The sequence below is a fragment of the Lacisediminihabitans sp. genome (assembly GCF_043726815.1).
Classification (GTDB): domain Bacteria; phylum Actinomycetota; class Actinomycetes; order Actinomycetales; family Microbacteriaceae; genus Lacisediminihabitans.
On record NZ_JAYSJZ010000046.1, the window covers coordinates 12,653 to 26,363 of the forward strand.

The 13,711-nt window shown below is 70.6% G+C and carries 14 protein-coding genes; 9 read left to right on the top strand and 5 right to left on the bottom strand.

What is annotated here, in order from left to right; all coding sequences use genetic code 11:
• Positions 1–149: 149 nt before the first annotated feature.
• Together ACHZD8_RS05265 and ACHZD8_RS05270 are read right to left on the bottom strand one after the other, a co-directional pair.
• Complete coding sequence (locus tag ACHZD8_RS05265; protein WP_394769111.1) at positions 150–1,100, bottom strand: PDR/VanB family oxidoreductase; 951 nt, start codon at positions 1,098–1,100, stop codon at positions 150–152.
• Positions 1,097–1,750, bottom strand: a complete 654-nt coding sequence (locus ACHZD8_RS05270) for a helix-turn-helix domain-containing protein (RefSeq protein ID WP_394769112.1) — start codon at positions 1,748–1,750, stop codon at positions 1,097–1,099. The genes ACHZD8_RS05265 and ACHZD8_RS05270 overlap by 4 nt, the downstream gene beginning before the upstream one ends.
• Before the next feature lie 205 nt (positions 1,751–1,955).
• Here ACHZD8_RS05270 and ACHZD8_RS05275 point away from each other — a divergent pair, with 205 nt between their 5' ends.
• The 8 genes from ACHZD8_RS05275 to ACHZD8_RS05310 all read left to right on the top strand — a co-directional run bounded on the left by ACHZD8_RS05275 (position 1,956) and on the right by ACHZD8_RS05310 (position 9,555).
• Positions 1,956–3,224, top strand: a complete 1,269-nt coding sequence (locus ACHZD8_RS05275; protein ID WP_394769113.1) for an amidohydrolase family protein — start codon at positions 1,956–1,958, stop codon at positions 3,222–3,224.
• A complete protein-coding gene (locus ACHZD8_RS05280; protein ID WP_394769114.1) occupies positions 3,225–4,004 on the top strand; it encodes an ABC transporter ATP-binding protein in 780 nt (259 codons plus the stop codon).
• Positions 4,004–4,858 (top strand): ABC transporter permease, encoded by an 855-nt coding sequence (locus tag ACHZD8_RS05285; RefSeq protein WP_394769115.1) that lies wholly within the window; start codon positions 4,004–4,006, stop codon positions 4,856–4,858. Before ACHZD8_RS05280 ends, ACHZD8_RS05285 begins: the two co-directional genes overlap by 1 nt.
• 64 nt (positions 4,859–4,922) lie before the next feature.
• Positions 4,923–6,101 (top strand): ABC transporter substrate-binding protein, encoded by a 1,179-nt coding sequence (locus ACHZD8_RS05290; RefSeq protein ID WP_394769116.1) that lies wholly within the window; start codon positions 4,923–4,925, stop codon positions 6,099–6,101.
• A 7-nt stretch (positions 6,102–6,108) separates the two neighbouring features.
• Positions 6,109–6,870, top strand: a complete 762-nt coding sequence (locus ACHZD8_RS05295; RefSeq protein WP_394769117.1) for an SDR family NAD(P)-dependent oxidoreductase — start codon at positions 6,109–6,111, stop codon at positions 6,868–6,870.
• Positions 6,871–6,893: 23 nt separating this feature from the next.
• Complete coding sequence (locus tag ACHZD8_RS05300; RefSeq protein ID WP_394769118.1) at positions 6,894–8,213, top strand: FAD-binding oxidoreductase; 1,320 nt, start codon at positions 6,894–6,896, stop codon at positions 8,211–8,213.
• On the top strand, positions 8,210–8,986 hold the full coding sequence (locus tag ACHZD8_RS05305; protein ID WP_394769119.1) for a creatininase family protein: 777 nt from the start codon (positions 8,210–8,212) through the stop codon (positions 8,984–8,986). Before ACHZD8_RS05300 ends, ACHZD8_RS05305 begins: the two co-directional genes overlap by 4 nt.
• Positions 8,983–9,555 carry a pyridoxamine 5'-phosphate oxidase family protein gene (locus tag ACHZD8_RS05310; protein ID WP_394769120.1) on the top strand — a complete coding sequence of 191 codons (573 nt, stop codon included), beginning with the start codon at positions 8,983–8,985 and terminating at the stop codon, positions 9,553–9,555. Before ACHZD8_RS05305 ends, ACHZD8_RS05310 begins: the two co-directional genes overlap by 4 nt.
• Here ACHZD8_RS05310 and ACHZD8_RS05315 read toward each other — a convergent pair.
• The 3 genes from ACHZD8_RS05315 to ACHZD8_RS05325 all read right to left on the bottom strand — a co-directional run bounded on the left by ACHZD8_RS05315 (position 9,552) and on the right by ACHZD8_RS05325 (position 12,164).
• Positions 9,552–10,175, bottom strand: a complete 624-nt coding sequence (locus tag ACHZD8_RS05315) for a class I SAM-dependent methyltransferase (protein ID WP_394769121.1) — start codon at positions 10,173–10,175, stop codon at positions 9,552–9,554. The genes ACHZD8_RS05310 and ACHZD8_RS05315 overlap by 4 nt on opposite strands.
• Positions 10,172–11,194, bottom strand: coding sequence for a methylenetetrahydrofolate reductase C-terminal domain-containing protein (locus ACHZD8_RS05320; protein ID WP_394769122.1), 1,023 nt, complete (start codon positions 11,192–11,194; stop codon positions 10,172–10,174). Before ACHZD8_RS05320 ends, ACHZD8_RS05315 begins: the two co-directional genes overlap by 4 nt.
• 127 nt (positions 11,195–11,321) lie before the next feature.
• On the bottom strand, positions 11,322–12,164 hold the full coding sequence (locus tag ACHZD8_RS05325) for an alpha/beta fold hydrolase (protein ID WP_394769123.1): 843 nt from the start codon (positions 12,162–12,164) through the stop codon (positions 11,322–11,324).
• A 150-nt stretch (positions 12,165–12,314) separates the two neighbouring features.
• Between ACHZD8_RS05325 and allB the strand changes: the two genes are divergently transcribed.
• Positions 12,315–13,661: an allantoinase AllB gene (allB, locus tag ACHZD8_RS05330; RefSeq protein ID WP_394769124.1), complete on the top strand. Its 1,347-nt coding sequence runs from the start codon at positions 12,315–12,317 to the stop codon at positions 13,659–13,661.
• Positions 13,662–13,711 lie beyond the last annotated feature (50 nt).

A 13,711-nucleotide genomic window follows, 5' to 3' on the forward strand; every position in this document is an offset into this window, starting at 1 on the left:
CCTGCACAAGCCGTCCTGCAGAACTGGAGTCTGCGGGGCGGGCACCCGTGGGCGGCGGCACCGTCCTGCACAACGCGTCCTGCACAAGCCGTCCTGCACAACCCGTGCCACGGGCAAGGGAGTGCCGCAGAGTGGCACCGCTAGCCCGACTACAGGTCGAGCACGAGCCGCGGTCCGGCGGCGCGGGAGACGCAGATGTACATCACCGTGTTTTCCGCCTGCTCGTCCGGCGTGAGAATCGAGTCCCGGTGGTCGACCTCGCCCTCCAGCACCACCGTCTCGCAGGTTCCGCAGGTTCCCTCGCGGCAGCTCGACAGCACGAAGGCCCCCGCCTCCTCCGCGAGATCGAGGATGCTGCGCTCCGGCGGCACGGTCACCGTCACTCCCGTGCCCACGAGCTCCACCTCGAATGCCTCGTCGAGCACGGGCGGGCCGAGGGTCTTCGCCTCGAAGCGCTCGACGTGCAGCGGCCTGCCCGCCGCGGCGGTCTCGACCGCGTCGATGTAGTGGGCCGGACCGCAGCAGTAGACCACGTAGTCCGGATCGAGGTCAGCGAAGAGGGCATCGAGGTCGAGTCGGTCCCCCTCGTCGGAGGCGTGCACGACCACGCGGCCCGGGTGCGCGGCGGTGAGCTCATCCACCAGCGCCATCGAGCCGCGGGACCGGCCGGAGTAGTGCAGGGTGAAGTCGACGCCGGCCGACGCGGCCGCGTCGACCATCGCCGCGATCGGCGTTATCCCCACTCCGCCGGCCAGGAACAGGTAGCGGGTGCCGGCCTGCGGCTCGAAGGCGAAGTGGTTGCGGGGCCCGCGCACGCGCAGGGCCGAGCCGACCTCCAGCGCGGAGTGCAGCCAGGCCGAGCCTCCCCGACCGGTCGGCTCGCGAAGCACGCCGATGCGCCACGATCCGGCGGTGGCCGGCAACAGCGAGTACTGCCGTTCGCCGATGCCGGGCAGGATCACGTCGATGTGCGCGCCGGGGCTCCAGGCGGGCAGCGCCGCGCCGTCCGGGGCGCGCAGCTCGAAGATGTCGACCTCGTCCGACGCCCGGCTGCGGCCGACGACGACCGTGTCCAGTTCGGTCTCGTGGTGGTCCGTCACAGCCGTACCGGCTTCTCTTTCACCACGAAGAGCCGATAGCCGTCGGCGTCGACGGCGCTCCAGCGGTGCGGCGTTCCGCCCACGTAGTAGAGCGAGTCGCCCTCGCGCAGGGTGGACGTGCCGTGCTCCGCGAGGTCGATCACCACCGTGCCGGTCACCACGTGCACGAACTCGTCCTCGGCGTGCACGAAGTACTCGCCGGCGTCGAGATTGTCGCCGGTGAACTCCATGGGGTGGAACTTGCGCCTGCCGTGCACGAGCAGCCGCCCGCTGCCGCCGCCGTACGGTCCGCGGGTGCCCTCGTCGGCGCGCACGAGCACGGTCGGGGACTCCATCGGCTCCGCCTCGTCCTCGGCCGCCGCCATCAGCTCGAGCTGGCTCGACCCGAGGGCTCTCGCGATCTTCTCGAGCGAGACCATGCTGGGGCGGGCGCGGCCGCGCTCGAGCTGGCTGAGGAACGGATGCGACAGCCGGGCCATTGCCGCCAGCTGCACGAGCGTGAGCCCGCGGGTGCGGCGCAGGGCGCGGATGCGGCCGCCGATCGCCGAGGCCTGCTGGTCGAGCGCGGTCTCGAGCGCGGAGTCGAGCGCGGAGTCGAGCGCGGTGTCGAGCGAGCTGACGTTGTCCTCCTGGTCTACGGTCGGCCCCACCTCCGGCGGGGCCCGGTGTCCACTATCGCCGGGCCGACGGCATCGGCGGCGGTGTTTTCCCGGCAATTTACACGTCGAAACGGGGCCGTTACACGCCGGAAACGCGCGGTGCCTAGCCTCGACAATGTTGAGGTTATCAACATTCGCGTGTAACCGGCTCAGCGCTGCGGTGGCTGCACACCCCTTGGATTCTTAGGGAGGCCCCATGCCCTCGCTTCCCCGTCGGCTGACCCTGCTGACAAACGCCATGCTCCCCGACGGCTCGCTGGTCGACGTCGAACTCGACGGCGACACCGTGTGCACCGTCTCCCCGGCCGGCACCGGTCGACCGGCCACCGCGCATCTGCCTGGCGCCTCCCTCGACCTCGGCGGCTTCCTGCTGCTCACCGCGCCGGCCGAACCGCACGCCCACCTCGACAAGGCCCTGTCCTGGGACCTGATCAACCCGCCCATGGGTGACCTGGGGCAGGCGATCGCCTCCTGGAAGGACTACTCCTCCGTGATGACGGTGGAGAGCATCGCCGATCGGGCCAGGGAGGCCGCGCTGCTCATGCTGCGGCAGGGCACGACCGCGGTGCGCAGCCACGTGGACATGCTCACCGGGGACGACCCGCTGCGCGGCGTGCACGCGCTCTGCCGGGTGCGCGACGAGCTCGCCGGCCTCATGGACATCGAGCTCGTCGCCCTCGCCGGCTGGAACACGGCTGACTCCACCATCGAGCAGGCGCTCGACCTCGGCGTGGAACTCGTGGGCGGCGCCCCTCATCTCGCCCCGGAGCCGCACGACGACCTGGGCCGTCTGCTCGCGATCGCCGAGCGCCGGGACGTCGGCGTCGACATCCACACCGACGAGGGCCTGTCCGGCGAGCCCACGATCGTCGAATTCGCCAGGATCGTGCGGGACTGGCCGGCCACCCGGCCCGTCTCGGCCGGTCACTGTGTGCGCCTCGGCACCCTCGAGCCGGATGCGCTGCAGGCGGTGATCACCGAGGTTCTCGCGAGCGACATCGGCATCATCTCGCTGCCGATCACCAACCTCTACCTGCAGGGCTGGCAGCACGAGGTGTCCACGCCGCGCGGCCTCACCGCCCTGCGCGCCCTGCTGGATGCCGGGGTGCGGGTGGGGGCCGGCGCCGACAACGTGCGCGACCCGTTCAACCCGGTGGGGCGAAGCGACGCTCTCGAGACGGCGTCGCTGCTCGTGACCGCCGGCCACCTCACGCTCGACGAGGCGTACGCCGCGGTGAGCACCGGGGCGCGCTCGGTGATGTCCCTCCCCCTCGCCGGCGTCGAGGTGGGTGCGCGGGCTGAGCTGCTCGCCGTGCGCGGCGCCTCCCTCTCGGATGTCGTGGCGAACGCCTCGGCCGACCGTTTCGTGATCCACGCCGGCAGCCTCGTCGCCCAGAGCCGGGTGACCTACGAGGTGGCCGCGCCCTCCCCCGCACAACTAACCAGAAGAGAGGTGATGCTGTAGATGTCCGCGACAGCTCCCGTGCGGCCCGACGCCGCGTCCCGGTCCGCCGGAACCCTGCTCGACTTCACCAACGTGGAGATGACCTTCCCCAACGGCACCGTCGCCCTCCGCGGCGTCGACCTCACCGTGAACCGGGGCGAATTCGTCACCGTGGTCGGGCCGTCGGGCTGCGGCAAGTCGACGCTCCTGCGCATCGCCTCCGGCCTCGAGGTGTCATCGGAGGGCAGCGTCGTCGTGGACACCGATCGCATCGGCTACGTCTTCCAGGACGCGACGCTGCTGCCCTGGCGATCCGTCGCCGACAACGTGGAGCTGCTCGCCGAGCTGAACGGCATGAAGGCGAAGGAACGCCGGGCGAAGGCGCAGGAGGCCATCGACCTGGTCGGCCTCGGCGGCTTCGAGAAGAACCTGCCGAAGCAGCTGTCCGGGGGCATGAAGATGCGCACCTCGCTCGCCCGCTCGCTCACCCTCGAACCGGAGCTGTTCCTCTTCGACGAGCCGTTCGGCGCCCTCGACGAGATCACCCGCGAGCGCCTCAACGACGAACTGCTCCGGCTCTTCGTGGAGAAGCAGTTCGCCGGGCTGTTCATCACCCACTCCGTCTCCGAGGCGGTCTACCTGTCGACCAAGGTGGTGGTGATGTCGGGCCGGCCCGGGTCGATCGTGGGCACCTTCGACGTGCCTTTTCCCATGCCGCGGGACCCGGACATCCGCTTCACCCCGGAGTTCGGCGCCCTCGTCGGCGAAGTCTCGCACGCGCTCCGAGAGGGGCACAGCTGATGGCGTCCGTCGACCAGCTCGGCGTCGCGACCGGTCGGGTGGCCGCCCGGGACGCCCGAATCCGGCGGATCTACGCCCGGCGAAGCGCCCAGTGGTGGCCGCCGATCGCGGTGCTGGCGCTGCTGGTGGGCCTCTGGTACCTCGTCGCCACCTACTACGACAGGGTGCAGGGCCTCGCCTTCCTGGTGCCATACCCGCATCTCGTGCTCAAGGCCGCGTTCGCCGATCCGCTGTTCTCGCCGCAGCTGGTGCAGGACCTCGGCAACTCGACCCAGGTGGCGCTCACCGGCCTCGTCGTGGCGATCGTCATCGGCGTGGCGTGGGCGATCCTGATGTCTCAGGCGAAGTGGATCGAGCGTTCCCTCTACCCGTACGCGGTGATCCTTCAGTGCATCCCGATCCTGGCCCTCGTGCCGCTCATCGGCGCCCTCTTCGGCTACGAGTTCCTCTCCCGGGTGATCGTCACGGTGATGATCTCGATCTTCCCCATGGTCTCGAACACCCTCTTCGGCCTGCAGTCGGTGGATCGGGCGCAGCGCGAACTCTTCACCCTCCAGGGCGCCGGTCGCTGGACCACCCTCACCAAGCTGCAGTTTCCGGCCGCGCTGCCGTCGATCTTCGTCGGGCTGCGCACGGCGGCCGGCCTCTCGGTGATCGGCGCGATCGTGGGCGACCAGTTCTTCCAGCGCGGCACCCCGGGCCTCGGCGTGCTCATCCAGGTCTCCACCTCGAGGCTGAACGGCGCGGGCACCTACGCCGCCATACTCACCGCGTCGGCGCTCGGCGTCGTCGTCTTCCTCGTCTTCGGACTGCTCGGCCGCCTGGTCGTCGGAAAGTGGTACGACTTCGGCTGATCCCCGGTTTGCACAGTTTTCACCCGCACCACCCTTCGCACCCCCACCACCAAGAGGAGTAGCAATGCACAGAACAGCAGTCCGCTCCACCATCGCCGTCGGCATGGTGTTCGCGGCGGGAATCGCCCTCGCCGGTTGCGCGAGCAGCCCGTCCAGCAGCAGCAGTTCGGCACCGACCGCCGCAGCAGGCGCCGTCGACCTGTCGGGTGTCTGCCCGGCCACCGTCACCATCCAGACCGACTGGAACCCGGAGGCCGACCACGGCCACCTCTACCAGCTTCTCGGACCGAATCCCGTGATCAATGCCGACAAGAAGTCGGTGAGCGGCGACCTCTACTCCGGAGGCAAGTCCACCGGGGTCAAGGTCGAGGTGCGCTCGGGCGGCCCGGCGATCGGCTACTCCACCGTGAGTTCGGAGCTCTACAAGGACAAGGACATCACCCTCGCCTACGTCTCCACCGACGAGGCCGTTCAGTTGTCGGCGACCCTGCCGACCACCGCGGTGTTCGCCGAGAACAACATCTCCCCGCAGGTGATCATGTGGGACCCGTCCACCTATCCCAAGGTCAAGACCATCAAGGACCTCGGCGAGGCGCTCAAGGCGGACGGCGGAGTCGTTCGCTACTTCCAGGGCGCCGCGTACATGGGCTACCTGCAGGGCTCGGGGATCCTCCCGGAGGCGCAGACTGATGGTGCGTACGACGGCACCCCGGCCAAGTTCGTCACGGCCAAGGGCAAGGACGGCCAGCAGGGCTTCGCCACGGCCGAGCCGTACATCTACCAGAACGAGGTGAGCGCGTGGGGCAAGCCGGTGAACTTCCAGCTCATCAACGACACGGGCTACCCGATCTACCCGGAGGCCGTCTCGGTGCGCAGCGGTGACCTCGAGAAGCTCAGCCCCTGCCTCAAGAAGCTCGTTCCGGTGCTGCAGCAGGCCGATGTGGACTACATCTCGAAGCCGGCGGCCACCAACAAGCTCGTCGCCGACCTCGTCACGGCCTACAACAACGGCTGGGTCTACTCGGAGAAGGTCGCGGACTTCGGCGTCAGCCAGATGAAGAAGCTCAAGATCGCCACGAACGGCGACAACGCCTACATCGGAGACTTCGACGAGGCGCGGGTGCAGAAGGTCATCGACATCGACACCCCGCTGTTCACGAAGACGGGGTCGGCCCCGAAGGCCGGTCTCAAGGCGACCGACCTCTTCACCAACGAATTCATCGACAAGACGATCGGATTCTGACCCCCTCATGAATGACCCACTGGTGACGGCGACCGGGCGGCTCACGGGCAAGCGCGTCGTCGTCACCGGTGGGGCACGGGGCATCGGCGCCGCGATCGCCGGCCGGTTCGCATCGGAGGGCGCCAGCGTGGCGATCCTCGACCGGCTCGTCGACGAGGGATCGCGTCTCGCCGTCGAACTCGGCGGCAGCTTCCACGCCGTCGACCTCGTCGACCCGGTGGACACGACGGCCGCCACCGAGGCGGCGATCGCCGGACTCGGCGGCATCGACATCCTCGTCAACAGCGCCGGCATCCTGCGCTGCCGGCCGCTGCTCGAGGTGACCGTGGCCGACTGGAACGAGATGTTCTCCATCAACACCCGGGCCATGCTCAGCACCATGCAGGTCGCCGCGCGGTGGATGATCGCGGCCGGCGACGGCGGCAAGATCATCAACCTCGCGAGCATGGCGGCGAAGAAGGGCGGGGCCGGCGAGGGCCACTACGCCGCCTCGAAGGCGGCCGTCGTCGCCCTCACCCGCGTCGCCGCACTGGAGTGGGGCGAGCACGGCATCGTCGCGAACTCGCTCTGCCCCGGCTACGTTCTCACCGACATGGGCGCCGCCACGCGCACCGACGACGACGTGAAGACCTGGTCGTCGTACTCACCGCTCGGCCGCCTGGGCGAGCCGTCCGATGTGGCGGGCGACGCCCTGTTCCTCGCGTCCCAGGACGCCGACTACCTCACCGGCCAGGCGATAAACGTCACCGGCGGCATGGTCATGCACTGATGCCCGATCCAAAGGAAATCCCCATGAATGACACCCCCATTGCGTCCCTCGAAGCGGAGCTGCGCGAGCTGCTCGGCGATCGCGGAGTGAGCACCGAGCCGGCGGCGCGTGCGCGTGCCTCGACCGACGGCGCCTACCTCTCACCGATCATCAAGGAACAGCTGCCCCTCGGCCTCGCCGAACTCGTGGCCTACCCGGCGAGCGCGGAACAGATCGCCGAGGTCGTCGCCGCCGCGGTTCGCCATGACGTGCCGATCACCCCGCGGGGCAAGGGCACCGGCAACTACGGCCAGGCCATCCCGATGGCCGACGGCCTCGTGCTGGACATGTCGCGGGCCCGCGCCATCGTCGAGGTGGGCGACGGATTCATCACCGCCGAGGCCGGCGCGTCGATGGCGGCGCTCGAGCAGGCCGCGAACAAGGCCGGCCAGCAGATCCTGATGTACCCGTCCACCGCCAACTCGTCGATCGGCGGCTTCCTCTCCGGCGGCTCGGGCGGCACCGGCTCGATCAAACACGGCTCGAACAGCCAGGGTTTCGTCGCGGCGCTCGACGTCGTGCACGCCGTGGCCGACGCCGCGCTCGTGCACGTCGCCGGCGAGGCAGCACAGCCCTACGTGCACAACTACGGCACCGCGGGCATCATCGCCCGGGCGACCGTCGTCACCGAGCCGCTGCAGGACTGGCGCGGATTCTTCGCGAGCTTCGACACCTTCGAGCAGGCCCTCTCGGTGATCCGCGAGATCGGCCGCCTCGAGCCCACCCCGCGACTGGTCTCGGCCGACCTCCCGACGCTTGCCAACGCGCTCCCGCCGGACCCGGGAATCCCGGCCGACCGCGCGAGCCTCCGGGCGATCCTCGACCTCAGCACGGTGGCGGCCGCGACCGCGCTCGTCGAGGCCGCCGGTGGTCGCGTCGATGACATCCGCGAGGGTGCCCAGAGCACCATGAAGATCAGCATGATGTCGTACAACCACCCGATCGAGTGGCTGCAGAAGGCCTACCCCGACCGCTACTTCCACGTCGAGGTGAGCGGGGACGCCCTCGTCGACCGCATCGACGAGGTGCACGCCGTGTACCCGGGAGGGATGCTCCACATCGAGGCCCAGCACGGCCGTCCGATCGGCATGCTCGCCGGAGAATATTCGAGCGCCGAGGAGGTGTACGCCGGCTTCGAGAGGCTCACCGAGCTGGGTGTCGGGTATCACAATCCGCACCAGTGGTTCGTGGACTTCGAGCCCGAGCGCACGGCTCGGCTTGCCGAGACGACCGACCCGCAGCGCCTGTTGAATCCCGGCAAGCTGCGCGTTCCCACCGTCGCGACGGGAGACAAGGTCTCATGAGCTCTCGCGACCTGGTCAACCTCTCCGGGCCGGCGGCCGCCGCCGCCCTCACGGCCGACTCGATCCTCGTGCTCCCCACCGGGGCGATCGAGCACCACGGCCCGCACCTGCCACTGTCGACCGACTACCTCATGGCCGACATGATCGGCCGCGTCGTGGTCGAGACCGCGGCGTCCGCCGGGCAGGACGTCTGGCTGCTGCCGTCCCTCGCCTACACGAAGTCGGACGAGCACCACTGGGCGCCCGGCACGGTGTGGCTCACCTGGGACACGCTCATGCAGACGGTCGTGGACATCGGCCGCTCGGTCGCCGCCACCCCCGCGAAGACCCTCGTGTTCTACAACGGGCACGGCGGCAACATCGCGCTGCTGCAGGTGGCATTGCGCGAGCTGCGCCGCCGGTTCGGCCTGCGCACCTTCCTCATGGGCACCGGGATCACCGCCGGCGACGGCTTCGACGGTCCGGACGAACGCGGCTTCGGCATCCACGGCGGTCACGGCGAGACGTCGATGATCCTGCACCTGCGGCCCGACCTGGTGGACATGACGCGGGCCGATCGCTGGGTGCCAGATCACATGGCCGACCTCGAGCACATCAAGTTCAACGGCGGCCCGGTGAGCTTCGGCTGGCTGAGCAACGACTTCGGTCCGGTGGGCGTGATCGGCGATGCGCGCGGCGCGAACGCGGAGGCGGGAAAGCGAATCTTCGACCGGGCGGTGGCCAACGGGGTCGCGGCCCTCGCCGAGATCGCCGGGTTCAGGCACCAGCCATGAGCGAGCCGAGCGAGCCGTGGGCCCTCGTGGCCGAGTGGCTGCCGGCAAACGACGACCCAGAGCGGCCGCAGATGACGCTCGCGACAGTGCGGGCGTCCGGGGAACCGGACGCCCGCACGGTGCTGCTGACCGAATTCGACGGGCAGGGCTTCTACTTCCACACCGACGCGCTGTCCCGCAAGGCCGCGAGCATCGTCGCCAATCCCGCCGTGGCGCTGTCCTTCCTCTGGCCGGGCTTCAGCCGCCAGCTCGTGGTGCAGGGCCGGGCCGAGGTGGCTCCGGCGGCGGAGATCGCCGCGGCCTACCGGTCGCGTTCGCCCTACCTGCAGCAGCTCGCCTGGCTCAACACCTTCGAGTACGCGCAGGCGCCGGATGAGGAGCGCCGAGCCCGCTGGGCGGCCTTCGCCGAGTCCCACACCTCGGGCTTCGAGCAGCCGGACAACTGGATCGGCTTTCTCGTGCGTCCGAGCCGGATGACCTTCTGGACGTGTGACCAGGAGGCGGCGAGCCGACGCCTCGAGTACCGGGCCACCTCGGGCGGCTGGACGGTCGCGCACCTCCCGGGCTAGGCCGACGGCCTGCGAGCGAGCAGGATGGCGTCGATGGCGACCCCGCCATCCACCGGTCGCTCGACCTGGCGGCATTCGACGACCTCGAGGTCGGTGCCCGCCGCCGCGGCGCGCAACTCGGCGACATCGTGCAGGATCAGCGGGTTCTGCGGGCCGCCGATGCCTCGGCTGAGATTCTCGCGATCGTGGCCGATCATGGACAGGGTGCCGCCCGGCCGGAGCGACGCCGCCGCGTTGGCGACCGCCCGGGCGAGCTGCGCGGCGGGGAGCTGAAGGTAGGCGATCACCACGAGGTCGACCGGCTCCGGCGCGACCCACTCGGTCGCGTCGGCGACCACCCAGTCGATGTCGGTGCCGTCACCGCCGTGCGCGCCGAGCTCCGCGGCCCGCGCCCTGCCGATGGCGAGCCCGGCCGCCGAGAAGTCCACGGCCGTCACCGACCAGCCGAGGGAGGCGAGCCACAGGGAGTTCCTGCCCTCGCCCGCCGCGAGATCCACCGCCCTGCCCGGCGGCAGCGCGCCGACCGTCGACTCGACCCAGGCGTTCGGCCCCTTCGACCACACCGTCGACCCGGCCGCCGCGGCCTCGGTGTAGCGCTCGTCCCACATCGCGTTGCTCATTGCACCAGCTCCAACTCATCCGAAATCCGCGCGAGCGCCTCGGCGAACCAGGCCTCGCGGCCCTGCCCCGCCCCGCCGGACAGGTTCACCCCCGCCACTCCGTCGATCGCGAGGAGGGATCGTGCGAGATCGGCGGCGGAGGCCACCCCCTGCGCGAACGGGTCGCGGGCGGCGAGGATGCGGTCGAGGTAGCCCTCGGGGAGCACGAGCGTCGTGAAGCTCCGCAGCAGTTCCGCGCTGGCCCGGTCGACGACGATCGGTACGCAGGGGATGAACCGCATCGTGACGCCGACGCCCCGCGCGGCCCCGACGAACGCCGCGACGGCCGCCGCGCCTCCGCAGTGGTTGACGAAGCAGAGCTCCGCCCCCGCGTGCTGCTTCTCGAGAAGCCGGGACGGGCGGCGGGCCACCGGCGGGGCGGCCGGCGACTCCGCGACCGACACGAGGTGCCCGCTCGCCCGGGCGAGCGCGGCCGCCTCCGTGGAGTCGAGGTCGAACACCGGCCGGGCGTCCGGCCGCGACCCGGTGAGGGTGTGGTCGCCGGTGACGCAGTGCACGCCGGACACGCCGACGTGGGCGAGGCCGGCGAGTTCGCCCTCCATCGCCACCCCGTTGCGGTCCCGGCAGTTGAGGCCGGTCCAGACGTCGAGTCCGGCGCTCCGGATGAGGTGGGCGCGATACGAGGGCGAATACTGCACGCGCGCGGTTCCGGCGTCCCCGGCGAGCACGGCATCCACCCGGCCGGTCAGCGCGGACGCGCATTCGGCGATCGAGGCGGCATCCAGCGCCCGCGCCGGGAAGTCCGCGACCACGATCTGGCGGGTGGAGAGCAGCCCGCGCATCCGCACGGCGCCCTCGGACTGTTGCGCCGCCCCACCGGGTTCCGCGCCCCCGTGCCAGCGCACGGTCGGCGTCTCGAGGAACACGCACGGGTGCGGCGAAACCTCGCAGCTGCCGTCGAGCCTGACCCCGCCGCACGGGCCGTACTCCATGAGCTTCGGGCACTCCAGCAGGGTCATTGCCCCAGCCTAGGCCGCCCTCGCGGAGGGAGAAAGCGCACCCGGCGGCGGGGAAACGGTCTCGCGGCGGGCGTCGTAACCCCCTCCGCGAGCCGCCTTCCCCCGCCGCGAGGGATGGGGCGACGAGCTACTGGGCGAGGAAGGCCAGCAGCGCGGCGTTCACCTCGTCGGCGTGGGTCCAGAGCAGGCCGTGCGGGGCGCCCTCCAGCTCCACGTACTCGGCCTCGGGGAAGACGCGGTGGAACTCGCGTCCCGACGCGTCGATCGGCAGAATCCGGTCGCTCGTCCCATGCAGGATGAGGCTGGGCGTGCCCGAGGCGCGCACCTTCGCCACGTCGCCGCGGAAGTCCTCGATCCAGCTCGGCACCACCCCGGCGGCGACGATGGCCGCGCTCGACGCCGCGACGTTCCAACTGTTGCGCACGGCCTCCTCGCTGATGCGGCTGCCGAGGTTCTCGTCGAGGTTGTAGAAGTTCTGGTAGAAGCCGGTGAACCAGGCGAAGCGGTCGGCGGATGCCGCCTCGGCGATGCCGTCGAAGACGTCGCCGGGAACGCCGGTCGGGTTGTCGTCGGTCTGCAGCAGGAACGGCTCGAGGGAGGCGAGGAAGGCGAGCTTCGCCACCCGGTCGGCGCCGTGGTTGGCCACGTAGCGGGCCAGCTCTCCGGTGCCCATCGAGAATCCGACGAGCACGACATCCGTGAGGTCGAGGGTCGTCAGCACGGCGTCGAGGTCGGCGGCGAAGGTGTCGTAGTCGTAGCCCACGGTCGGCTGGCTGGACTGGCCGAAGCCGCGCCGGTCATAGGCGATCACTCGGTAGCCGGCGTCGAGAAGTGCCTTCGTCTGGCGCTCCCAGGAGTGCCCGTCGAGCGGATAGCCGTGGATGAGCACGACCGGCTGTCCGGATCCGTGGTCCTCGTAGTACAGCTCGATGTCCGTGGAGTTCTCCTGGCCGACGGTGATGTACGACATTTTCTTCCCTTCGTAGAGGCCTGAGAACGCCCGTTCTCAGCTGGTTGTCCCATCTTAGAGAACGCTGGTTCTCGATGCAAGGCGAACAGCGGAACGGATCGTGAACGTCGGTTGAACCGGCCGGGCGGCCGAGTCCGGGATAATGAGACGATGCCCTCGGCGCCCCGATTCGACCTGGTCCTGCGGTCCACCACCGTGCTCGTCGACGGGCGGTTCCGCCCCGCGGACGTGGGCGTCTCCGGCGGCCGGATCGCCGCGATCAGCGAGTCTCCGCTCGAGGGCGTCGACGTCGTCACCCTCGCCGACGACGAGGTGCTCATCCCCGGGCTCGTCGACTCGCACGTGCACGTCAACGAACCGGGACGCACCGAGTGGGAGGGCTTCGCCTCGGCCACGAGGGCCGCGGCCGCCGGCGGCGTCACGACGATCATCGACATGCCGCTCAACAGCATCCCGGCCACCGTCACGGTCGAGGCGCTCGCGACCAAGCGGGCCTCGGCCGCGCCCCAGGCGATCGTGGACGTCGGCTTCTGGGGTGGCGCGGTTCCACAGAACCTCGGAACCCTCCGGGGCCTGCACGACGCCGGAGTGTTCGGCTTCAAGGCCTTCCTCGCCCCCTCGGGCGTCGACGAGTTCGAGCACCTCGACGCCGCCCAGCTCGAGAGGGCGCTCGAGGAGATCGCGGAGTTCGGCGGCCTGCTCATCGTGCACGCCGAGGACCCGGCCGTGCTCGACGCGCACGCCAACTCGGGAGGGGTCGGCTACGGCCGGTTCGTCGACTCCCGCCCGGACGAGGCGGAGACCACGGCGATCGACCGGGTGATCGCCGGGGTGCGGCGCACCGGGGCGCGCGCCCACATCCTGCACCTCTCCTCGGCGCTGGCCCTTCCCGCCCTGCGCGCCGCCCGTGCCGAGGGGCTGCCGATCACCGTGGAGACCTGCCCGCACTACCTGGCGTTCGCGGCCGAGCAGATCCCGGATGCCGCGACCCAGTTCAAGTGCTGCCCGCCCATCCGGTCCGACGCCAACCGCGACGCGCTCTGGCAGGCCCTGCTCGACGGCGACATCAACATCGTCGTCACCGACCACAGTCCAAGCACCGCGGCGCTCAAGTTCGCCCACGGCGGCGACTTCGGCCTCGCCTGGGGCGGCATCGCCGGCCTCCAGGTGGGACTCGCGGCGGTCTGGACCGAGGCACAGGCCCGCGGCATCCCCCTCGAGCGTGTGCTCGGCTGGATGTCCACCGGTCCGGCGGATCTCGTCGGCCTGCCCGGCAAGGGCCGCATCGCCGTGGGGGCCGCCGCCGACCTCGTCGCCTTCGCGCCGAACGAGGCCTTCACGGTGCACGCCGAGGCCCTGCAGCACCGGAACGCGGTGAGCGCGTACGACGGCGCGAGCCTGCACGGTGTCGTGCGGCGCACCTGGCTCGCCGGCAACCCGGTGTCCACGGCTCCGGACGCCGCGCCCGGCGGGCGCCTGATCGAGGCCGGCCGATGAGCCCCGTCGGCACGCTGAGGAAACATCGCCGTCACATTGATTTGGCACAA

Excerpts from the sequence above, each read along its gene's own strand:
- ACHZD8_RS05275 (WP_394769113.1), top strand. The coding sequence starts at position 1,956 with ATGCCCTCGCTTCCCCGTCGGCTGACCCTGCTGACAAACGCCATGCTC.
- ACHZD8_RS05280 (WP_394769114.1), top strand. The coding sequence starts at position 3,225 with ATGTCCGCGACAGCTCCCGTGCGGCCCGACGCCGCGTCCCGGTCCGCC.
- ACHZD8_RS05285 (WP_394769115.1), top strand. The coding sequence starts at position 4,004 with ATGGCGTCCGTCGACCAGCTCGGCGTCGCGACCGGTCGGGTGGCCGCC.
- ACHZD8_RS05290 (WP_394769116.1), top strand. The coding sequence starts at position 4,923 with ATGCACAGAACAGCAGTCCGCTCCACCATCGCCGTCGGCATGGTGTTC.
- ACHZD8_RS05295 (WP_394769117.1), top strand. The coding sequence starts at position 6,109 with ATGAATGACCCACTGGTGACGGCGACCGGGCGGCTCACGGGCAAGCGC.
- ACHZD8_RS05300 (WP_394769118.1), top strand. The coding sequence starts at position 6,894 with ATGAATGACACCCCCATTGCGTCCCTCGAAGCGGAGCTGCGCGAGCTG.
- ACHZD8_RS05305 (WP_394769119.1), top strand. The coding sequence starts at position 8,210 with ATGAGCTCTCGCGACCTGGTCAACCTCTCCGGGCCGGCGGCCGCCGCC.
- ACHZD8_RS05310 (WP_394769120.1), top strand. The coding sequence starts at position 8,983 with ATGAGCGAGCCGAGCGAGCCGTGGGCCCTCGTGGCCGAGTGGCTGCCG.
- ACHZD8_RS05315 (WP_394769121.1), bottom strand. The coding sequence starts at position 10,175 with ATGAGCAACGCGATGTGGGACGAGCGCTACACCGAGGCCGCGGCGGCC.
- ACHZD8_RS05320 (WP_394769122.1), bottom strand. The coding sequence starts at position 11,194 with ATGACCCTGCTGGAGTGCCCGAAGCTCATGGAGTACGGCCCGTGCGGC.
- ACHZD8_RS05325 (WP_394769123.1), bottom strand. The coding sequence starts at position 12,164 with ATGTCGTACATCACCGTCGGCCAGGAGAACTCCACGGACATCGAGCTG.
- allB (WP_394769124.1), top strand. The coding sequence starts at position 12,315 with ATGCCCTCGGCGCCCCGATTCGACCTGGTCCTGCGGTCCACCACCGTG.